Raw genomic sequence first — 19,815 nt, forward strand, 5'->3', positions numbered from 1 at the left:
GTTCAAGTCTTGGAGGCTGACCTGTGTCCCGCTTGAGTCCAAACCACCATGCGACCCCCCGGAAGTCCGATGACGCATACCTGCGGGAGCTGGGCTACGAGCCCGTGCTGACCCGGCGCATGGGGCCGTTCGGGAACTTCGCGATCTCCTTCAGCGTCATCAGCGTCTTGTCCGGCTGCATGACCTTGTACGGCTTCGGCCTGAACACCGGCGGCCCGTCGGTGATGCTGTGGGGCTGGCTCGCCGTCGGCGCCATGGTGATGTTCATCGGCGCCGCCCTCGCCGAGGTGACCTCCGCCTATCCGACCTCCGGGGCCCTGTACTACCAGGCGGAGCAGCTCGGCGGCCGGAAATGGGGCTGGTACACGGGCTGGTTGAACCTGTTGGGCCTGCTCGGCGCAATCGCCGGCATCGACTACGGGGCGGCACTGTTCACGGGCGCCCTGTTCAACCTGCAGTGGGGCTTCGAGCCGACGCCGGGCCGGATCATGGTGATCTTCCTGTGCATCCTCGCTTTGCACCTCACCCTGAACCTGTTTGGGGTCCGGCTGGTCAGCATCCTCAACAGCATCAGTGTCTGGTGGCACCTCGGCGGCGTCACGTTGATCGTCGCAGCACTGGCGATCGTTCCCTCCCACCACCAGGCCGCCGACTTCGTGTTCGGCGAATTCGTCAACAACACCGGCTGGTCCAGCCCCCTGTACGTGGCGGCACTGGGTCTGCTGCTTGCCCAGTACACGTTCTGCGGCTACGACGCTTCCGCGCACCTGTCGGAGGAGACGACCGACGCCCAGGTGTCCGCCTCGCGCGGGATCATTCACTCGATCGGCTGGTCGTGGCTGGCCGGGTTCGTGCTGCTGGCCGGGCTCACCTTCGCCATCCAGGACTACGCAGGCACCGTGGACACGGCGACGGGGGTGCCGCCGGCGCAGATCTTCCTGGACGCCCTGGGCGTGGCGGGGGCGAAGGCACTGCTCCTGGTGGTGATCAGCGCCCAGTTGTTCTGTGGCAATGCCGAGACCGCCGCGGCGTCCCGGATGGTGTTCGCGTTCTCCCGCGACGGGGCGCTGCCGGGTTCGCACCAGTGGCGGCAGATCGACCGCCGCACCGGCACCCCGCGCAAGGCCGTGCTGCTGTCCGTCGTGTGCGCCGCGGTGCTGGCCCTGCCGAGCCTGTACAGCCCGGTCGCGTACGCGGCGATCACCAGCATCAACGTGATCGGCATCACCCCGGCCTATGCGATCCCGATCTATCTGCGCATCAAGAACCGCCACCGGTTCCGGCCCGGACCGTGGAATCTCGGCAACTGGGGCGTGGCCGTCGGCACGATCGCGGTCATCTGGGTGGTGTTCGTGACGGTGCTCTTCTGTCTGCCGCAGACACGTCCCGCCGGCGGTGGCCTGGTGTCCGTGGAGAGCTTCAACTACGCGCCGATCGCTCTGCTCGCAGTCCTCGCCCTGGCCTGGGGATGGTGGCGGAAACAGGGCAGCTCGTACGACGTGCCGGCCCAGAACTTCGACCGCTCGGCCGCCACGTACGAAGACGAGGTCGTCTGATGACGCACACCACGAGCACCAACGGCACCATGCCACGCCTCGCCGCCGCGTCCTTTCCCGGGCAGGGCGGGCGCTCCGAGAGAGCCTCCTCCCTGTCTGACCTGCGGGACCTCGTCAAGGCGGGCGCGATCGACACGGTGCTGCTCGCCGTGCCCGATCTGCAGGGAAGGCTGAAGGGGAAGCGGTACGACGCGAACCACTTCCTCAAGCGCGTCGCGCATCACGGCGCTGAGGTGTGCGCCTACGTCCTGGCCACCGACGTCGACATGAGCCCGGCGGACGGCTTCGCGCTGACCTCGTGGGAGACCGGCTATCAGGACCTGTCCGTGCAGCCGGCCCTGTCGACCCTGCGGGTGCTGCCGTGGCTGCCGCGTACCGCCGTCGTGCTCGGCGACGCCGTGACCCACGACGGAACACCCATTGAGATCGCACCGCGCCAGATCCTCCACCAGCAGATGACCCGGCTGTCCAGGCACGGTCTGCACCCCAAGGCAGGGATCGAGACCGAATTCGTCCTCTACAGGGGCACATACGCGGAAGCGGAACAGGCCGGGTACCAGGACCTGCAGCCCCTGGCGTCGGAGAACCTCGACTACGCCCTTGACCACGATCCGGTCCCCGACCGGTTCTTCCGCCGCCTTCAGCGCGCGCTCGCGGGCGCCGCAATGCCTGTGGAAGCGATCAAGACCGAGGCCGGGCCTGGCCAGGTCGAGGTGACTTTCCCGTACGGGCCCGCGCTCACCGCCTGCGACCGGCACCTTCTCTTCAAGCACGCGGTGCGCACCCTCGGCTCACGTGCCGGTCTCGCGCCCACCTTCATGGCAGCCCCGGAAACCGGCCGGGCCAACGGCATGCACCTCCATGTGTCGCTGTGGTCCAAAGCCATCAGCCAGCTCAACGAGCCCGAGGGCCAGCTGTCCAAGACTGGGCGGCACGCCATCGCGGGCCTGCTCGCCGGCCTGCCCGAGCTGGCCCCCTTCTACGCCCCGAACACCAACTCCTACAAGCGGTTCACGCCCGGCTCATTCGCCCCGACCACGTTCAGCTGGGGCTACGACAACCGCACCTGCGCCGTCCGCGTCGTCGGCCACGGCGAGGGGCTGCATCTGGAGATCCGCGTACCGGGCGCGGATGCCAACCCCTACCTGGCCTTGTCCGCGGCACTGGCGGCCATTGACCGTGGCATCGAGCAGAAGCTCACTCTCGGTCCGCCACAGACCGGCAACTCCTACAGGGTGGGCGGCACCTCCGTGCCGCCCACCCTCGCCGATGCTCTCGCCGCCTTCCAGAACAGCGCTCTCGCGCAGGAGGCATTCGGCACCGCCGTGGTCGAGCACTACACCCGTCTGTCCCAGCTGGAACTCGAACACGAGCGGAGGCTGGTCACCGATGCCGAGCGGCGTCGGTGGCTGGCTCGCGCCTGACAGCCATTCCTCCCCGAAAGGATCGAGACCTTCCGTGAGTGCCCGACCGGCGCGCCCGTCCCGCACCTCGCTCGACCTGACACCCGCACAGATCCGGATCGTCCAGCAGGTCGCGGAGGGCAAGAGCACCGACACGATCGCCCGCGAGCTCATGATCACCGCTGGCACGATCAACGTGCAGTTGAAGCACTGTGGACAGAAGTTCGGCGTACGCGGACGGGCCGCAGTCGTCCATGCCTGCTTCGTCACCGAGCAGCTCCGGCGCCCGGAGAAGGTCACCTTCCCGGGGGCCTTCTCGGACGCGGAGATCGAGACGTGGCGGATGGTCGCCATCGGTGCGACGTCGACGGAGCACGCGGCGCGCACTCGCATCAGCCGCGATGAAGCCCTGGGACGGGTACGAGCGTTGCGGGTGCGCGTCGAGGCGGCCAACGACCCGCATCTGGTGACTCTCGGCTGGAGATACGGGGTTCTGGGCGAGTCCCTCCTCGAGATGGCCTCCGGCACCGTCCTTCGTCTCCGGGCATGCAAATGACCAGCTCAGGCCGCAATGTCAGTGGCTCTTGGCAAGCTATCCACCCAGGCGTGAACACCCTGCGCACCCGGCCGGTCGCACACTGTGGTTCGGTCGGGCGACTCAGCCAGCGGAAGGGCGCACCGACATGACCGATATGCCCAGCGCACTCCACCAGTTGGTGGGATCGGAGACCGCCAGGTACACGGTCGCAGCTGGACATCCCCGGGCCGGCGACATCCTGCCGTCGGCCCGGGAGGTCGGCGGACCCAGCGGTGAGCTGAGGGCTGCCAGGCAACACACCGATAGCGAGCCCGACCGGTACGAAGACGGCGTGATCGCGGTGTTCCGCGATCGCAGCCCGTGGACGGGAGACCCCTGGCAACGTGCCGCGCGAACAGTGGTCCAGGAGTTCCCTGGTGAGCGGCGGCGCGCGGATGACGCCTTCTTCAGCCCGGTGGAACCGCCGTACGAGGAGATGCTGCGCGCGTCCGACTGCTGCGATGCCACCTCAACGACCGTTCCCGTCCACGGCCGGCGGATCACCGACCAGGTCATCGGCTGCCTGCACTCGACGTCGTTCACAGCCCAGCATCTGTTCGGCGACGGTCGGGACGCCTTCGAGGCGGCTCTCACAGAGACCTTCTCCCCTTTCGCGGAGGGCGGGCAGCTCCCAGAGAACAACGCGTTCACCGTGTTCACCGTCCGCCGCCCCTCCAGGCGCAGAGAGCGGTGACGGGGATGAGCGAGGCGGACTGGGGCGCGGAGCTGACGGCTGACGTGCTGGAAGGCCGGTACGGGTTCGTTGTCGACGCGATCGAGCCGGTACCCATGGGCACCGACACGATCAACCGGCGGGTTCTGACCACGGACGGATTGCGGCTGTTCGTCAAGGAGTACCGATCGGTCGCGGACGTGGATGCGGCACGGGCCGCGTTGGACATGTCGGAGTACTGCCGCGCCGCACGGCTTCCCGTACCGCGCGTGTGGACCGACGCGGATGGCAACCTCGTCACCATCTCGGAGGGCAGAGTGTGGGCGGTCGTCGACGAGGCGCCCGGTCGCGTGGCCACCTCGGCAATGACGGTTTCCCTCGCCGAGCACATCGGTGTCGTGATGGGGCGCATGCACCGGGTGTTGGCCGCATATCCGCTACCGAAGCGTGTGCAGCAGTCCCGTTGGCGGACCGGCGCCGTCGACGACGCGGTCGCGAAGTGCGACAGCGTGATGGTCACGGCGCTACAGCAGGGACACGACGGGCTCTGGAAACTGCGGGTCGACCTCGGTCACCGGCAAGAGGACCTGCACGCTCATGTCCACCGACTGCGGGAGCAGTTGCCCGCCACGTTGGTGGAACAGGCTCTGCACGCGGACCTCACCCGCACCAATCTGATCGTCCTCGCCGATGCCGTCACCGGTGTCATCGACTTCCGTTGCGCGTCCGGACTGCCGGCCTGGGAATTGGGCCGGGCGGCGTTCGACCCGCGCACCGTGGCCAACAGCCCGGAATGGGCCGCCTGCGCGCTGGCGATGGTGGGCGCCTACCACGCGGAGAACCCCGGCCTCTCCCTGGCGGAGGTGCGGTCCTGCGCCCGGGTCGCGCTCCTGTACATGCTGTTCAGCTTCTATGGCGCCACGACTGCCGAATACGGCCTCCCGCAGGAAGCCGAGGAGGACCTGAAGCAGCACTGGAGCGAGAGACAGACCACCATCCGCAGCCTGTTGAACCACCTCGACGACCTCGACGATGCGTTCGCCCGCCTTGGCACATGACGGAGGCGGGACGTGACATGCCCGCTCATTCGGACCGCGCTGGCACGCGCGGCGGCCCAGCAGCGGCGCCGTTCTCAGCGACGGCCCAAACGGTTCAGCCACCGCCGACACCCATCGGCACTTCACCCACAGGGGGACGTCTTGTATCGCACATTGATCGGCCGGTATCGGGCGGCCGAGGCTATCGCACCGTGCGCCGTGACCGCGGCCGACGCCATCCGGGCAAGGCGCCAGATGACGGCGGAGGGGCGGAGGCGATGACGACCACCCCGAAAACCGCCCAAGAGGCCACACTGCCCGACGACGCGGAGGTACCGGACGAGGAGCTGAGGCTGGCCATCCCCGGTGACCGCCGTATCGAGGCCGCCAACGCCATCACCAGCCGCTCCATGGCTCGCCGCCTACCCCAGTTGATCCGTCGCGCCCTCGCCCTGGGCTGGCAAGTGGACCGCAACACGGTCATCGCCCTGCTGCTCGTACAGGTCCTCTCAGGGGTGCTGGAAGCGTTCGGGCTCATGGCCACCACCGGAGCGATCAAGCCGCTGATCACCTCTCAGCGCATCAGCAGTGCCCAACTCATGGACGCCGCGCCATCCTTGCTCGTACTGACCGGGGCCATCGGTCTGCGCGCCCTCCTGGGCATCGCCTCGTCCTCGCTGTCGGCCCGGCTGGCGCCTCGTGTCTCCCGCGAAGCCGAACTCAAGCTCCTCGACGCCGCGACCAAGGCGGAACTGTCCGCGTACGACAATCCCGGATACAATGACCGGTGGGATGCAGCCGACCGCGGCGTGGAGGTCTCCCGGGATCTCCTGACGGAGACCCAGTACATCCTCGCGGCGTCGGCGTCGCTGATCGCCTCCGCATGCGTCCTGACCGCCGTGCACCCCGTGCTGCTGCCGCTGCTCGTCCTCGCCGCGCTGCCGAAGGGCGTGGCCAGCGTGCGGGCGGCCCGCATCAGCTACATCGCCTCACTCGCCACATCGAAGGACCGCCGGCTGCTGGGGATGCTGCGCTGGTACATGGTCGACAAGCAGACCGCCGACCAGGTCCGCTCCGACACCATGGCCCCGTTCCTGCTCGGCAAGTACCGCACGGCCGGTGCGCGGATCGACAGGACCACCGACCAGGCGACCTGGCGCGCCGCCCGGATCTCCCTGGTCGGCGGGGCCGCGGGAGGCATCGCACACGCCGTGGTCTGGGTGGCCCTGGCGCTCCTGGTGTCCGCCGGGCGGATCTCGGTTGCCGCCCTCGGCACGGCGTTCCTCGCCTTGGGGCGTGTCAGCGCCGGGCTGGACGGAATCGTCGGCTACGGCGCCCAGCTCTTCCGCACCGGCATGTACTTGGACGACTGGGCCGACTTCATCGACGAAGCCGGCGGCCATCGCATCGACCGCGGCACCCACGAGCCGGCCGGTCCCACGGCCGTATGCGCGGAGAATGTCACCTTCAAGTATCCGAGCGCCGATCGCCCGGCCGTCAGCGACGTATCCCTGGAAGTCCGGCGGGGCGAGGTCGTCGCCCTGGTAGGCGAGAACGGTTCGGGTAAGACCACGCTCAGCAAGCTCCTGTCCTTGCTGTACCTGCCCGACAGCGGAGCGATCACGTGGGACGGGGTCGACGCACGGGAGTTGGACGCGCACGCGGCCTGGAAGCGGGTCGCCGTCGTACCGCAGTCCTATGCGAACTGGCCCTTGTCAGCTCGGGAGAACATCACCCTTGGCCAGCCCAAGGAGGAGGGGGACTCCGCGGTACTCACTGCAGCTCACGCGGCGGGCGCCGACGAGGTCGTCGACGGTCTGCGCAACGGCCTGAACACCCTGCTCGCCAAGGAATGGTGGGGCGGACAGGAACTCTCCGGCGGACAGTGGCAGCGCATCGCGCTCGCCCGCGCGTTCCACCGGCCGGCCGGACTCCTGGTACTGGACGAGCCGACCGCTGCCCTCGACCCACGGGCCGAGCACCGCATCTTCACCGGCCTCCGCCGCCTCGCCGCAGACCGCGCCGTCGTCCTGGTCACCCACCGGCTCACCAATGTAGCGATCGCGGACCGCATCGTTGTCCTGAGCAAGGGGTGCGTCATCCAGGACGGTACCTTCGCTGAACTCCTCGCCCAGCGCGACGGCTTGTTCCGCGAACTGTGGGATCTGCAGAACGAGCGCACCGGGCGTGTCCCCGCCCCTCCAGGATCCGCGACTTCGTCAGCAATGAGGGCGGTTCATTAGCAGCGGATGAGCAAATCTACGATCCCGTTGACAATGGCTACGTCCAGTGACGGTCTCCTCGGGGGTGGGGTCCAGCACCTATCGGGTTGACGTCAGACACGTCTGTGAGCACGTCCATTGTCAGTGCGGTGCGCTTCACTGTCCGTCATGGAGCTCACGCAAGTGACCGTCAACGACCTGCTGGCGCAGCTCGGCCCGGGGGACGGCTGGATGTACCTGCCCAGCGAGCTGGACCCGCAGGAGCTGACCGACCTGCTCGGCGGCAGGTACGGTGCCCCGCGCACCCTCGTCCTCGATGGCTTCACCGATCCGACGGTCGACGAGTCCAGGGGCGCGGCTCTCCTTGTCCCCTTCGAGGACCGGGCCGTCACGATGCGGGCGTGGGCGTACGGGGATCAGTGGGTCGGCACGGGCACGGCGCGGGATGCAGAGGGGATCGAGCGGCCGGTGCTGGTGGTCGCTCGCAGGGAGGTGCCCGAACCCTTGGCGGTTGCTCCGGACGAGGACGTCGACTGGATGCAGCGGCTCATACGGATCACCGGCTGGACACAGCCCGCACAGCGGCCGGACGTGGACTGGGCGGAGGCGGAGTCGCGCCTGGGCACCGCGCTGCCGAGCGACTACAAGCGCATGGTCGAGACGTTCGGCGTGGGCGCCTTCGACGGTTTCCTGGGCCTGAACCAGGAGCCGTGGACGGGTCTCAGGGAGGACGGGCTGCTCATCTGGGCGGGCACGGAGCATGAGGACCTGTACTGCTGGAGGGCCGACGGTGACGACCCCGACCGTTGGCCCGTCGTGGTCCGGTCCTTTGACGGCGAGGACCTTCTCTTCGACTGCCAGGCCGCCGCGTTCGTCTGCCGCATCCTCGTCGACCCGCACCACCCGTACACGATGGCCCGCTATTTCGACACCCACTGGTTCATGAACTACCGGGAAAGCGGCTGAACCCCGCCGCCGACGGCATCCGACACTTGGTTGGCGGCGTCTTCGGGGAAGAGTGTTCATGCCGCTGCGTCCTCGGGGCGTTCGACGAGGTGACCGCTCGCGAAGCGGGCTTTCTGCGTGGACCAGGGCGACCAGGTGGGCGGCGGTGAGTGCGCGCCAGCGGGTCTGCGCGGACTCGGTGGCGGGGATGCGTACCTGCTGGGGGAGGTGCTGGCGGAGCGGCTGGGGATCGGGCCGGCGGTGGAGTCCCCAGGTTGGGCACGTGGGGTGTCTGACGCCTGCGGCGGAGTTCGCCGTGCGGTTGGCCGGACGTGCTCGCGGCGTACCGTCCGTAAGGTTACGTAGCGCACAAGAGTAACTCCGGTAAGTCGCCGGCCCGGGTCAGTGGTCGAGGCTCGGGTACCAGTCGCCGCGGCCCTGTGGGGTCAGGTCGAGGAGGTGCCACACGGGGGCGAGGAGGTCGATGCCGCGCTGGTCGATGTCGTCGGCCATGCGTGGGTGGGTGGAGTAGAAATGGCGGACCGTGCTGTCGCCGTCGCGGGTGAAGACGGAAATGGTGGAGTCCTGTTCGCCGTCCTCGTCCTCGCTGCCCAGGTCGTACTTGAACGTGTTGTCGCCGCAGCTCAGGAGCCGTAGCCGGTGCCAGCCGCGGTTGCGGGCGTGCTGCCGCAGGGCGGGCGGGTCGGCGGCTGCGGCGATGGCGAAGTCGGCGTTGCGGGCGATGTGGTGGGCGATGCCGTTGAAGCCGTCGATCCACAGGGTGCACATCGGGCAGGGGTCGGTCTGGAGCTTGCCGTACATGAGGTGGTAGACGATCAGCGGGCGGTCCGGGGCGGTGAACAGCCCGCTCAGGGTGACCTCGCGGACCGGTGTGTCGCCGGCGTCGAGGTCGGCGGGGCCCTCGAGGAAGACGTAGTCGTCGACGGGCGGCCCCTGCGGGAGGGCCCGTCGCTGGGCCGCGACCTTCTCGCGGTGGCGCATGAGCTCGATCTCGGCCAGGCACAGCTCTTCGCGGGCGGCGAGGTAGTCCGCTGATTCCCCGGCCAGTCTGGTGTGCCGCATCATCGCGTCCTCCTGGGGTGGCCATCCCCCCGGCCCTCGGTCCGGATCCCGAGTTCCCCGTCCCCGTGTCCCCGAACCGGTGTCTTGAGTTCATGGCGGCTCCGAGGTTTGCCGACAGTTGCGCTGCGGTCCGGCTGGTGTGCTGATCCGCGAGTGGAGCGAGGAGGCCGGTCGCCGTACGGAGGGAGGCCGGGGATGCGGAACGGGGTGTCCGGGACGGCCGTCGCGACGGCGTCGGACGGCGGCGGGAAGAACGGTACGAGCAGCGCACGTACCGTCTAGCCTGCGGAGCATGATTCGTGCGGTGGTATTCGACGTGGGTGAGTGCCTTGTTGACGAAACCCGGGAGTACGGGACGTGGGCGGACTGGCTGGGGGTTCCACGGCACACCTTCGCGGCGATGTTCGGTGCCGTCATCGCGGAGGGGCGCGACTACCGGGAGACGTTCCAGGAGTTTCGGCCCGGGTTCGACCTGACCGAGGAGCGGGAGAAACGTGCGGCTGCCGGACAGCCGGAATGGTTTGGCGAGGACGACCTGTACCCGGACGTGCGGCCCACGCTGGCTGCCCTGCGCGAGGCGGGGCTGTGGGTGGGCATCGCCGGAAATCAGACCGTGCGGGCCGGCGGCCTGCTGCGAGGGCTGGACCTCCCATCCGACATGATCGCCACCAGTGACGACTGGGGGGTGTCGAAGCCGGATGTGACGTTCTTCGAGAGTGTCATCGAGGCGATGCCTGCCGAGCCGGGCGAGATTCTGTACGTCGGTGACCGGCTCGACAACGACATCCGCCCGGCCGTGCAGGCGGGGCTCCTGACCGCTCTGATCCGGCGTGGCCCCTGGGGCGTGATCCAGCAGCGTGAACCGGACGCGGATGCGATCACGACGATGCGCATCGACTCGCTTGCGGAGCTGCCGGAGAAGATCGCCAAGTTCAACGCTGAAGGGCGCTGACCGTCGTGTTCCAGTCGTAGAGGCGATCATCGAGGTCCCGGATGCGAGGGGGCGAGCGTGCGCCGGACCTCGCGGATACGGCCCAGATCCGGGCCTCGCTGGCCTATTACCGCAGCCTGGTCGGCGCCCCCGGTTGCGAGGTACGGCTGCACGACACGACGCTGTACAACTCGATCTTCCGATACGACGATCAGTTACTGGTCAATCCCCATATCTGGGGCCAGCCGGCAAGCGCCAACCCGCTCTTCCAGCTCCGGCGCACGAACGGCACTGACTGGTGCGACCGCTACGCCGAGAGCTTCGAAGCCGTATGGAACACCGCGCGCCCCTGGGCGCCCGACTGTCAGGAGTACCACCAGCGTGGGCAGGACTGAGTACTACAACGACTCGAAGGCACCCAAGGCCAACACCCTGATCCCGGCCAGCAACCTCCTCGTCGTCAACGACGACGGCGCGATCCTCCTCCAGCGGCGTCGCGACACCGGGCAGTGGGCCCTGCCAGGTGGTGCCCAGGACATCGGTGAGAGCCCCGCGCACTGCGCCGTGCGCGAATGTGAGGAAGAGACCGGCATCGTCGCCGAGGTCACGGGGTTCCTCGGCGTCTACTCGAACCCGGCACACATCATCGAGTACACCGATGGAGAGATCCGGCAGCAGTACGAAGCCGCCTACATCGGCCGCCCGGTCGGTGGCGCTCCAGCGGTGAACGACGAGGCCGACGGCGTGCGCTGGGTGCTGCCGGAGGAACTCGACGGCCTCGACATCCACGCCAGCATGCGGGAGCAGATCGGCCACTACCTCTCCGGCAACTACCCCTATCTGGGCTGAGCGGGGCCTATAGCGGCCTATAGCGCCAGCCCGGCCTCGTGAGCCCGTGCTCGCACCCGCGCCACGCTCTCGTGGATGGCGGGTGTAGCCCGGCGGATGAACCGTCCGACCACGCTGTCCGTGCCGTAGCGACCGAGGATCTCGTCCACCCGCGCGTGCGACGTCGTCGGCAATCCGTCGGGTGTGGTGGTCATGTCGCAGTACACCAGGGCATCCACCAGGAGTTCGTCATCCAGCTGCGGAAACTCTGCCGCCAGGGTCTCCCGCAGCCCGCGCTCCTCGGCTTCGAGCAGGGCGAAGGAGTGGTTGGCCACCAGCTGAACGACCCGCTCGTCCACCCCGGGCAGCGTTCGCAGGCGGCGAGCCCCGTCCAGAGGGTGGAAGCCCGTCAGCGCCACGGCCGGCGCGTATCCGATGTCGTGCAGCACCGCGGCTGCTCCGAGCGCCTCGGCATCCTCTCCGAGGACCGGAGCCAGCGACTCGGCGCGGGCCGCCACACCGCGGCTGTGGGCCCACCGGCGGGGCAGGGGCTCAGCGAGCAGGGACTCCGCAAGTTCGTACGCCCAACCGACCGCAGCCATGGCAGCGAGCGTACCTTTCGTTCCGGCGGCGGACCACGGCGAGAAGTGCCTGCGATCGGTCCTTGGCTCGCGCTGACGTTGTAGACGCGCTGTCACCACCGTGGACAGGACACCTGGTCAGCGACGTCCGGGCCTTGGCTTGGGCACATCCACGTAGCCCATGGCTCGCTCGATCGTGATCTCGATGACCACGCGCTCAGGGTCCGGAGCCGGCATCCGACCGTATCGGCTGCCGTAGCGCGCCACGGCGTCGCTGACGACATCCGGGTGCGTGCGGACTTCCGCTGTGCCCTCCAGCGTGGCCCAGCGCCCTCCGTCGACCTGGCAGACGGCTACCCGGGCCTGACCGGGTTGCGTGGCAAGGATGTTGGCGACTTTCTTGCTGGATTTGCGGGTGATAACCCGAGCGATGTTGGCGTCGGCGTCAACGGTGACCCCGACAGGCACAACGTGCGGACTACCGTCAGGGCGAACCGTCGTCAGGGTGCACAAGTGGTGCTCCCGCCAGAACTCCACGTAGTCATCGCCTCGGTTGCGTATTTCGCTTGACATGGCTGGAAAGCGTAATAGCGAGCGATGCCCGAACTGCCCCGAAGTGACGACGACCACATCCCCTTTTGCGCGCGACGGGCAGGATCGATTTACACCGACTACTGACTAAATCTTCGAGTTGTCCATTGGTGTGTAGGTCTCGGATTGACAACTTCTGCGCGCGCCAGGGAGGGCAGCTGAGGTGTGCGTGTCAGGACTTGAAGGGCCAGTTCAGCGGCATGATTCGCTTTCACTGCAGCTAATTTGGCACGATTTGACACGTCGACGGCGAGGGCTTGTGGCACGGTTTCGGTGTCGATTTCAGGCCATTCCCGCCTTCGGGCTCACGTAATCTCCAAAGTGTTCACGAAGGCTCCGCCGGACCAACCTTCGCCTGCGGGTGCCGATTTGCGTACGCGATCATGATGTATGGGTGAGGTGTGGACACATGCGTGTGCGGCCCACTTGCCGCTGCTCAACGGCTGCGGTGTTGTCCTTCGATACAGCTGATCGTTTTCGTCCTCGCTGCCCAGCACGGGAACTGAACGCCGTTGACTCGGGCGCGGCTGTCGCCCGGCTCCAGTGAGAGCCGCCAGCGGCCGGTACGAAGGGGATTTCTGATGTGGTCGGGAAGACGTGCCGGCGGCGCGGCGGAATCCGGGGAGCCTGGGCGGGGCAAGGCGAGCCGTCGGTGGCTGGGACGGTGGCGCACCGCTGAGAAGCGGACGGTCGAGAGGGACCTGCATCGCCGGCTACGGCGAGAACTTCAGGACCTCGGCATAAAGCCGCCGTTGGATGTGGAGGAGCTGTGCCGGGCGCTGGGCGAGCGGCGCGGGCGCCCGATCGTTCTTCGGGCGTTCCCCCTGGAGAAGCCGGGACCGTCAGGGCTGTGGGTCGATACGCCCCAGATGGACGTGATCCTCTACCAGCAGGAGACTACGCGCCTGCACCAAGAGCACATCATCCTGCACGAAGTCGGCCACATCCTCGTCGCCGAGGATGAGCCGGCCGACGAGCAGCAGGAGCATCCGGACGACTACGTCGAGGGCTGGGCGACCCTGATTCCGGTGCTCGATCCCGATCTGGTCCGCCGGGTGGCCCGGCGATGCTCGTACGACGACGGCGAGGAATGTGAGGTCGAGCTCGCGGCCACGATCATCCTGGAGTGGTCCTCGGTGCTCGATCGCGCCGCCCCGTTGTCGGAGGATCCTTCGCTGCGCCGCATTCAGTCGGCCCTCGACGACCGGCGAGGGTGGCTCTGACCCGTGACCGAGCTGCTCCTCCTGGGCATCGCGGCTGCCGTGATCTGGAAGCTGTACCAGTGGTCGCGCGCCCCGCACGACGCCCCGCTCCGCTCCGTCACCCTGAGTCTGCTGAGCGCTGCACTCTCCTACCCCGTGGCCATGCCCGGCGGCGCCTCGGGGGTCGACACCGTGGCCGGGCACGGCACGGCGAAGCTGATTCAGAACGTGCTGCTCCTGCTGACGGTGTACTTCCTGATGTGCTTCTACCTGTACTCGGCCGACGAGGAGGCCGGGCGGCTCCGGGCCCGGCGGGAAGCCGTCATCGTTGCGCTCGTGGCGGTGTCGATCACCGTTGCCGCCGAGTCCGTCCCGAACGAGGTCTTCGCGGGCTCCTTCAGCACAGCGGACATGACGATCCCGCAGATCGCCTTCTTCTACGGCGGCGCCGGCCTGTACCTCATGTACGCCCTGGGCGTCGCCGGGCAGTGGACTCGCCGGTACGCCCGCATGTCACGGCGCCCCCACGCCACCGGCCTGTGGATGGCCGCTGTCGGCCTCACCGCAATGGCCGCAGCCAGCGCCGTCCGCGCGGTCATCGTCGCCATCCGGTGGAGCGGCGGAGCCGTACCGCAACCGTTCATGACCGCTGTGGCGTTCCTGCTGGTGGTGTCCATCCTGCTCTTCGTCGCGGGCGTCACCTACCCGGGGGCCCGTACCCGGATCACGTCCCTGAAGCTCTGGATCCGCCACCGGCGTGACCACCGGCGGCTCACCCCGTTGTGGCAGCTGCTCGCCGAGGCGTACCCCGAGAACGTGCTGCGGCCCGCTTCTTCGGCCCTTCGGGACCGGTTGCGGGCGCGCGGCGTGCATCGGCGCTACCACCGGCGGATAGTGGAGTGTCGTGACGGGCTGGTCGATATCAGCCCCTACCTGGGCTACACGGCCGAGGACACGGAAGTCCTCGACCTCGAACCCGCTGAGCTGGCCGAGCGCCTCCGCCAGGCCGTGCACAGGATGGGAAAGGGTGCGCTTGCGCCACGCCAGGCGGTTCCGCTGGCCGTTCCTCGGGAGGACGACCGGGACGCGGATGTCCGTCAGCTGATCGCGGTGTCGGACGCACTGCGGCTGTCCGAGTAACCACCGAAGGAACAAGGAGACGCGATGCTGATCACTGCTGGCCGAGTCCTGGTCGGCTCCGGGACGTACCTGAACGATGGCGCGGTCCTCGTCGAGGGCGACTCGATCACCGCAGTGGGACCGCGTGCGGAGATCACGGAGCAGGCCCCTTCGGACGTGATGCACCTCGAGTTCCCCGGAGCCACGGTCGTGCCCGGCCTCGTCGACGCCCATGTCCACCTGGCGTTCGATGGTGGCGCGGATCCCGTGGCCGCTCTTCGCGAGTCGGACGACGAAACCTTGCTGCAGGACGTGCGCCGCCGTGCGGAGCAGCTCCTGAACAGCGGTGTGACGACAGCACGCGACCTGGGAGACCGCAACGGCGTCGTTCTGCGACTGGCTGAGGAGATCGCCAGCGGCAGCACACCCGGCCCCCGGATCGTGTCCGCAGGCACGCCGGCGACGTCACCCGGCGGTCACTGCCACTTCCTCGGCGGCGAAGTCTCCGGCGTGGCCCAGGCCCGCGACCTCGTGCGGCGCAACATCACGGCCGGTGCCGGCGTGATCAAGGCGATGGTGAGCGGGGGCGGTCTGACCAAGGACGGGCCCAAGAGCTGGCAGAGCCAGTTCACCCACGAGGAACTCGCCGCCCTCGTAGACGAGGCCCACCAGGCCGGAGTGCCGGTGGCCGTCCACGCTCACGGTACGGACGGCATCAGCGCGGCCGTGGAAGCGGGTGTCGACACGATCGAGCACTGCACGTGGATGACCAGCGACGGCTTCGACCTCAGGCAGGACGTCCTGAAGCGGATCATCGACCAGGGCATCGCCGTCTGTCCGGCCGTGAGCCCCCACTGGCAGATGCTGCCCCGCTTCTTCGGCGAGGAGCGCGCCGCGGCCATGTTCGATCTCGTACGGCAGATGGCGGAGGCCGGTGCCAAGCTCATCGCGGGTACCGACGCCGGAGTCCAGCGCGCCGGGTTCGACGGGCTGGTGCCGGCCCTGTCGTTCTACGCGTACCTGGGCCTGCCGAACAGCAAGATCCTCGACATGGCGACCACGGACGCGGCCGACGCGCTGGGGCTGGGCAAGAAGACGGGCCGGATCACTCCCGGCTTCCGGGCCGACCTGCTGGTGATCGACGGAGACCCTCTCGAAGACCTCGACGCGCTCAAGGCGGTCCGGGCCGTGGTGACCGGGGGCCGGCGCTATGAGCCAGGCAGGACGACTGCGCAGGAGTAGTCGACGACGACCCTGTCCAGGGCTCTCCAGAACTCCGGACAGGGGCTACTCGTTCGCCTCTGGCTCTCTCTGTTCCAGCTCCGTGACCAGGCCGTTGACGAACTCCATGACGTTCGCCGGCAGACCTTGAGCCCCCAGCCCGCGGCCCTTCACCTGGCCTACGGCTCCCTTCCTCGACGCCGACAGGAGCCGGAGGCCCTCATAGACCTGAAGGGCGACGGCATCATCCGGCTCGAAGTACATCCGTGACACGCCGACGACCGCAGCCAGCCCGTCAAGGACGACCGGCGCCGCGGTTTCCGCAGCGCCGGTCCGGAGATCCCGAACGCCTTCATCGGTGATGACCTCCGAACCGGCATGGGCATTGATCGCGGCAGCGATCTCCTCGTCCGACGGCGGCCCCTGCTCTCCGGGGTATGAGCGCTCAAGAATCAGCGTGATCTTCTCGGCCAGCGTGCCGGGCGGCCTCACAGAAGTTGGGGCAGCCTCCGATGCTTCAGGTTCTCCGGCCTTCGTTTTCTGCGCTTGCGCCTTGGCGATCGAGCGATCTTCCGCTCGCCGCAGCTCCTCCTCACTCACGCGATAAGCCGTCGCCAAGGTCGGCAGGTACTTGTCCTTGAGCCGCCGCTCCCCGCGTTCGGCCCCCGCTACCGGTCCGGCGCTCTTCGTTCCGATCAGCGCTGCCGTCTCGTACTGGTAGTAGCCGGCATCGCACCGCAGGTCCGTCAGATCGGGCAGCCCGGTACGCGGAAACAGGTCGTCCAGCTTCCGGTTGAGGACGCGGGCCAGAGCGGGCAGCTTCTCCGCATCGGGAACCGCATCCCCGGATTCCCAGCCGGCGACCGTCGAGTCGGCCACGCCGAGGGCCGCAGCCACCTCGGCCTGCGAGATCTCGGCCGCTCGCCGCACCGTGCGCACACGGTGTCGGTCGAAGTGACGAGCAGACATCTCACCCCCCGTTTTTCGCTGAATCGAAGGAACGTCGGGACGTTGACTTTTTCGTTGAGTCGGAATAGCTTCAGCCTAGCGAAAGACGGGGAGCCTAGCACGCTCGCTCGATCTTCGCCTTCGGCCTCTCTCTGACGCCTCCGGGGTTGGAGGGGTGAAGGGGAGCCTGCACGGTCCCCGGTGCGGAGCGATCCCAAGGCAACTGGCGCGCCCGGGAATTCACACCTCCCGGACGTCGGACAGCGCGTCGCCCCCGCTTCGACGGCGGGTGCAGAGACCGTCCAGACGGCCACTCGGTGTCCTTGGCGCGGCGCCGGCGGAGTGGCCAACCCGAGAGGAATGTCGCATGTCTCCTGCTGCGGACAGCGGTCCGGCCACCGTCCCGTACGCGTACACATGCGACCTGCAGCACTCATCCCCCGGCGCCGGGGCGTCCGCCAAGGCCGGGCAGCGGTACCCGCCGCGAGTCGTGGAGGGTTCTTTGGATAGCTCTGGATCTTGGCGCGACCTGTGCATATGTTCGTCGTCGCTCGCCGGGCAACCCGCCCGGGGGGATACCAGCAAGGAGTTGCGTATACGGGACGGGCAGACCGACCGGGCCGGATAGGTCCGGAAAATTGCGGCGGCGCCCAGGAGCGGGAACTCCCAGGCGCCGACAGGCCGCCCCCAAGAGGGGTGCGGATTCACTGCCAAGCGGCTCAGCTGGACCTTTTCCACGAGAGACAGCCGGGCCGCTCACTACCAGCGAAGGATACTCGCATGCCCGAGCACCGGAGCGGAAGCCGAAGCGTCACGGAGCCTGACGACCGGCACCGTCGCCTGGCTGACCTGCTGACGGACATGATCCCCGGGGCCGCCACATTCCGTGTGACCCTCCATGACCCCACCCAGGTGTGGCCGCACCCCCACGCCCGCGCCTACGACACGGCGGGGGAGCCGATCGCACTCAACCGCATCCAGGCGGTCACCGCCGCCCGCTGGATCATCCGGACGCACCCGGAAGCCCCCTGGGGCGACGTGTACGTCTTCGACCTCGCCACCGCCCGCCTTCGCCGCGCCGTCGTGGTCGCGGCAGGACGGGGACGCTGAGCATGGCGCGGATCCGCACCATCAAGCCGGAGGCGTTCATCTCCGAGTCGCTCGCCGGGGTGAGCGTGAACGCCGAGCGGACGTTCTTCGGCCTGCTGACCCAGGCCGACGACCAAGGGCGCTTCCGCGACAACGCGGCGATCATCAACGGCCTGCTGTGGCCGCTGCGCGCCGAGCACACCGCCGTCCACGCCGAGGACGACCTTCAGCAGCTCGCCGACGCCGGGCTGATCTGCCGGTACACCGGCTGCGACGGCCGCGGCTATCTGCACGTGTCCACATGGGGGCAGCACCAGAAGATCGACAAGCCCTCCCAGTCCCGGCTGCCCACTTGCCTGGCTCACCATGCCACCGACCGGTGTGGCGTCTGCAAGGGCGCCTGCACCGGTGTCCCGGCCGAGGCCGGTGAGGTTCCGCCGAGCCCTGCCCGCGCTCTCCCCGAAGCCTCGCCGAATGCTCCCCGAACCCTCGATCTACCCGCCCCCGCCCCCGTACCGCCCGCTCCAGAGCGGCCCGACCACCAGGCCGAGGGCTGCGACAGCCAGCGGCACACCCCAGGCCGGGCCGTCGGCAACCCCGCGCACGATGACCGCGAAACAGTAGGTCAGACGGCATTCGCCGACACTTCCCCGAACCTGCCCCGAAACCTCGGGGAGCCCTCGGCGCCTGGATCTAGGACCTTGGATCCTGGATCTCCTCATCCTTCGGGGCGCACAGCGCCCGCACCACCGCCATCGGCGCGAGCCCTGATCGGCGAGTACGCCGCCGCATGTGCCGAGCGCCCGCCCAGCGATGTGCTCGGTCACCTCGGGCGGAAAGTCCGGCAACTGCTCGACGAAGGCATCGACCCGCAGCACGTCCGTGCCGGGCTGGAGCGCTTCCGGGCCAAGCCGATGCACCCTTCGGTGCTGCCGAGCCTGGTGAACGAGGCGATGAACGCCGGGAGCAGTCGCTTGGTGCGGCCGGAAAACCGGCCTACCGTTCCCGGTCACACGGCATGGACCAACCCGGTCGACGCTGCCGCCGCCTACGCCGAGGAGCTGTGATGCGCGACCGCAACCGCCAACCTCAGCGGCTCGGCGGTGAGGGCACCATGACCCGCATCGCCCGGATCCTGGCGGCCCGAGGCGTCGACCCTGCCAGCGCCCAGGTGCACGACACCCCCGAGCCGATCGCCGCGCTGGAGGCGGCCGAGGCCAGGATCCCGCTGCGCTACCGCAACGCGATCGGCGACCACCCGCAGATCGAAGCGTGGGTCCGCAACGTCGCCTCGGAGGCGGTCGCTCCCAGCAAGGGCGCCCGCCGCCAGGTACGCACCGGCCCGTCGCTCCTGCTCGTCGGTACCACCGGCTCGGGCAAGACGCACCTGGCCTACGGCGCCGTCCGCAGCCTCGTGGGTGCCGAGATCGGGGTGCGCTGGCACGCCACCACCGCCGCCGACATGTACGCGAGCCTGCGCCCCCGGGCAGGCGTCGACACGGAGCGGGAGCTGCTCGCGCTGTCTCGCTGCCCGCTGCTGCTCCTGGACGACCTCGGCGCGTCCAAGACCTCGGAGTGGACCGAGGAGATCACGTACCGGCTGGTCAACCACCGCTACAACCAGATGCTGCCGACGCTGATCACCACCAACCTGGCCATCCGTGACCTGCGTCAAGCCGTCGGCGACCGGGTCGCCTCCCGGCTGGCGGAGATGACCGAGCGCATCGTGCTGGCCGGCGCCGACCGCAGACGAGGCCCCGCTGCCTGACCGCTCTACCCCGTCGACTCCTTGCTCCCCATCACCTCCCC

General features: G+C 68.6%; 20 protein-coding genes. 16 read left to right on the forward strand and 4 right to left on the reverse strand.

Annotation, left to right across the window (positions count from 1 at the left end):
• Positions 1-23 precede the first annotated feature (23 nt).
• The 7 genes from ACFSL4_RS18625 (at position 24) to ACFSL4_RS18655 (ending at position 8,434) form a co-directional block, all read left to right on the forward strand.
• The gene (locus ACFSL4_RS18625; RefSeq protein ID WP_381083982.1) at positions 24-1,556 is read left to right on the forward strand and encodes an amino acid permease; all 1,533 of its coding nucleotides are present in this window, start codon (positions 24-26) and stop codon (positions 1,554-1,556) included.
• On the forward strand, positions 1,556-2,980 hold the full coding sequence (locus ACFSL4_RS18630; RefSeq protein ID WP_381083984.1) for a glutamine synthetase family protein: 1,425 nt from the start codon (positions 1,556-1,558) through the stop codon (positions 2,978-2,980). The genes ACFSL4_RS18625 and ACFSL4_RS18630 overlap by 1 nt, the downstream gene beginning before the upstream one ends.
• 34 nt (positions 2,981-3,014) lie before the next feature.
• Complete coding sequence (locus tag ACFSL4_RS18635; protein ID WP_381083986.1) at positions 3,015-3,515, forward strand: LuxR C-terminal-related transcriptional regulator; 501 nt, start codon at positions 3,015-3,017, stop codon at positions 3,513-3,515.
• A 127-nt stretch (positions 3,516-3,642) separates the two neighbouring features.
• Positions 3,643-4,230 (forward strand): hypothetical protein, encoded by a 588-nt coding sequence (locus tag ACFSL4_RS18640; protein WP_381083988.1) that lies wholly within the window; start codon positions 3,643-3,645, stop codon positions 4,228-4,230.
• A 5-nt stretch (positions 4,231-4,235) separates the two neighbouring features.
• The gene (locus ACFSL4_RS18645) at positions 4,236-5,267 is read left to right on the forward strand and encodes a phosphotransferase enzyme family protein (protein WP_381083989.1); all 1,032 of its coding nucleotides are present in this window, start codon (positions 4,236-4,238) and stop codon (positions 5,265-5,267) included.
• A gap of 257 nt (positions 5,268-5,524) precedes the next feature.
• Positions 5,525-7,489: an ATP-binding cassette domain-containing protein gene (locus tag ACFSL4_RS18650; RefSeq protein WP_381083991.1), complete on the forward strand. Its 1,965-nt coding sequence runs from the start codon at positions 5,525-5,527 to the stop codon at positions 7,487-7,489.
• A 147-nt stretch (positions 7,490-7,636) separates the two neighbouring features.
• Positions 7,637-8,434, forward strand: a complete 798-nt coding sequence (locus tag ACFSL4_RS18655; protein ID WP_381083993.1) for an SMI1/KNR4 family protein — start codon at positions 7,637-7,639, stop codon at positions 8,432-8,434.
• Between the two features lie 381 nt (positions 8,435-8,815).
• Here the strand turns inward: ACFSL4_RS18655 and ACFSL4_RS18660 are convergent, their stop codons facing one another.
• A complete protein-coding gene (locus ACFSL4_RS18660; RefSeq protein ID WP_381083995.1) occupies positions 8,816-9,499 on the reverse strand; it encodes a DUF899 family protein in 684 nt (227 codons plus the stop codon).
• Between the two features lie 289 nt (positions 9,500-9,788).
• Between ACFSL4_RS18660 and ACFSL4_RS18665 the strand changes: the two genes are divergently transcribed.
• From ACFSL4_RS18665 to ACFSL4_RS18675, 3 genes are read left to right on the forward strand one after another with little or no spacing between them, the layout of a single operon-like run.
• Entirely contained in the window at positions 9,789-10,448 is a 660-nt protein-coding gene (locus tag ACFSL4_RS18665) for an HAD family hydrolase (protein WP_381083997.1), read from the forward strand.
• 41 nt (positions 10,449-10,489) lie between these two features.
• Entirely contained in the window at positions 10,490-10,822 is a 333-nt protein-coding gene (locus tag ACFSL4_RS18670) for a hypothetical protein (protein ID WP_381083999.1), read from the forward strand.
• Positions 10,809-11,276: an NUDIX hydrolase gene (locus tag ACFSL4_RS18675; protein WP_381084001.1), complete on the forward strand. Its 468-nt coding sequence runs from the start codon at positions 10,809-10,811 to the stop codon at positions 11,274-11,276. The genes ACFSL4_RS18670 and ACFSL4_RS18675 overlap by 14 nt, the downstream gene beginning before the upstream one ends.
• Positions 11,277-11,293: 17 nt before the next feature.
• Here ACFSL4_RS18675 and ACFSL4_RS18680 read toward each other — a convergent pair whose 3' ends face one another.
• Both ACFSL4_RS18680 and ACFSL4_RS18685 read right to left on the reverse strand, forming a co-directional pair.
• The gene (locus ACFSL4_RS18680) at positions 11,294-11,857 is read right to left on the reverse strand and encodes an HD domain-containing protein (protein ID WP_381084003.1); all 564 of its coding nucleotides are present in this window, start codon (positions 11,855-11,857) and stop codon (positions 11,294-11,296) included.
• Between the two features lie 117 nt (positions 11,858-11,974).
• The gene (locus tag ACFSL4_RS18685; protein WP_381084005.1) at positions 11,975-12,409 is read right to left on the reverse strand and encodes a pyridoxamine 5'-phosphate oxidase family protein; all 435 of its coding nucleotides are present in this window, start codon (positions 12,407-12,409) and stop codon (positions 11,975-11,977) included.
• A gap of 776 nt (positions 12,410-13,185) precedes the next feature.
• On the opposite strand from ACFSL4_RS18685, the gene ACFSL4_RS18690 reads away from it, so the two are divergent.
• From ACFSL4_RS18690 to ACFSL4_RS18700, 3 genes are read left to right on the forward strand one after another with little or no spacing between them, the layout of a single operon-like run.
• Complete coding sequence (locus ACFSL4_RS18690) at positions 13,186-13,650, forward strand: hypothetical protein (RefSeq protein ID WP_381084108.1); 465 nt, start codon at positions 13,186-13,188, stop codon at positions 13,648-13,650.
• Between the two features lie 3 nt (positions 13,651-13,653).
• On the forward strand, positions 13,654-14,769 hold the full coding sequence (locus ACFSL4_RS18695) for an MAB_1171c family putative transporter (RefSeq protein ID WP_381084007.1): 1,116 nt from the start codon (positions 13,654-13,656) through the stop codon (positions 14,767-14,769).
• 24 nt (positions 14,770-14,793) lie between these two features.
• Entirely contained in the window at positions 14,794-15,990 is a 1,197-nt protein-coding gene (locus ACFSL4_RS18700) for an amidohydrolase family protein (RefSeq protein WP_381084009.1), read from the forward strand.
• A 45-nt stretch (positions 15,991-16,035) separates the two neighbouring features.
• On the opposite strand, the gene ACFSL4_RS18705 is transcribed toward ACFSL4_RS18700, so the two are convergent.
• Complete coding sequence (locus ACFSL4_RS18705; protein ID WP_381084011.1) at positions 16,036-16,908, reverse strand: helix-turn-helix transcriptional regulator; 873 nt, start codon at positions 16,906-16,908, stop codon at positions 16,036-16,038.
• A 789-nt stretch (positions 16,909-17,697) separates the two neighbouring features.
• Between ACFSL4_RS18705 and ACFSL4_RS18710 the strand changes: the two genes are divergently transcribed.
• The 3 genes from ACFSL4_RS18710 to ACFSL4_RS18720 are packed head-to-tail and all read left to right on the forward strand — an operon-like array spanning position 17,698 to position 19,774.
• A complete protein-coding gene (locus ACFSL4_RS18710; protein ID WP_381084013.1) occupies positions 17,698-18,027 on the forward strand; it encodes a transcriptional regulator in 330 nt (109 codons plus the stop codon).
• A 2-nt stretch (positions 18,028-18,029) separates the two neighbouring features.
• Entirely contained in the window at positions 18,030-19,073 is a 1,044-nt protein-coding gene (locus ACFSL4_RS18715) for a hypothetical protein (protein WP_381084015.1), read from the forward strand.
• Positions 19,073-19,774 (forward strand): ATP-binding protein, encoded by a 702-nt coding sequence (locus ACFSL4_RS18720; protein ID WP_381084017.1) that lies wholly within the window; start codon positions 19,073-19,075, stop codon positions 19,772-19,774. The genes ACFSL4_RS18715 and ACFSL4_RS18720 overlap by 1 nt, the downstream gene beginning before the upstream one ends.
• The last annotated feature ends 41 nt before the right edge of the window (positions 19,775-19,815 follow it).

Origin of the sequence: Streptomyces caeni (assembly GCF_042678285.1) — a bacterium.
Lineage (GTDB): Bacteria > Actinomycetota > Actinomycetes > Streptomycetales > Streptomycetaceae > Streptomyces > Streptomyces caeni.

Coding starts and splice junctions, on each gene's coding strand:
- ACFSL4_RS18630 (WP_381083984.1), top strand. CDS start 1,556: ATGACGCACACCACGAGCACCAACGGCACCATGCCACGCCTCGCCGCC.
- ACFSL4_RS18640 (WP_381083988.1), top strand. CDS start 3,643: ATGACCGATATGCCCAGCGCACTCCACCAGTTGGTGGGATCGGAGACC.
- ACFSL4_RS18645 (WP_381083989.1), top strand. CDS start 4,236: ATGAGCGAGGCGGACTGGGGCGCGGAGCTGACGGCTGACGTGCTGGAA.
- ACFSL4_RS18650 (WP_381083991.1), top strand. CDS start 5,525: ATGACGACCACCCCGAAAACCGCCCAAGAGGCCACACTGCCCGACGAC.
- ACFSL4_RS18655 (WP_381083993.1), top strand. CDS start 7,637: ATGGAGCTCACGCAAGTGACCGTCAACGACCTGCTGGCGCAGCTCGGC.
- ACFSL4_RS18660 (WP_381083995.1), bottom strand. CDS start 9,499: ATGATGCGGCACACCAGACTGGCCGGGGAATCAGCGGACTACCTCGCC.
- ACFSL4_RS18665 (WP_381083997.1), top strand. CDS start 9,789: ATGATTCGTGCGGTGGTATTCGACGTGGGTGAGTGCCTTGTTGACGAA.
- ACFSL4_RS18670 (WP_381083999.1), top strand. CDS start 10,490: ATGCGAGGGGGCGAGCGTGCGCCGGACCTCGCGGATACGGCCCAGATC.
- ACFSL4_RS18680 (WP_381084003.1), bottom strand. CDS start 11,857: ATGGCTGCGGTCGGTTGGGCGTACGAACTTGCGGAGTCCCTGCTCGCT.
- ACFSL4_RS18685 (WP_381084005.1), bottom strand. CDS start 12,409: ATGTCAAGCGAAATACGCAACCGAGGCGATGACTACGTGGAGTTCTGG.
- ACFSL4_RS18700 (WP_381084009.1), top strand. CDS start 14,794: ATGCTGATCACTGCTGGCCGAGTCCTGGTCGGCTCCGGGACGTACCTG.
- ACFSL4_RS18710 (WP_381084013.1), top strand. CDS start 17,698: ATGCCCGAGCACCGGAGCGGAAGCCGAAGCGTCACGGAGCCTGACGAC.
- ACFSL4_RS18715 (WP_381084015.1), top strand. CDS start 18,030: ATGGCGCGGATCCGCACCATCAAGCCGGAGGCGTTCATCTCCGAGTCG.
- ACFSL4_RS18720 (WP_381084017.1), top strand. CDS start 19,073: ATGCGCGACCGCAACCGCCAACCTCAGCGGCTCGGCGGTGAGGGCACC.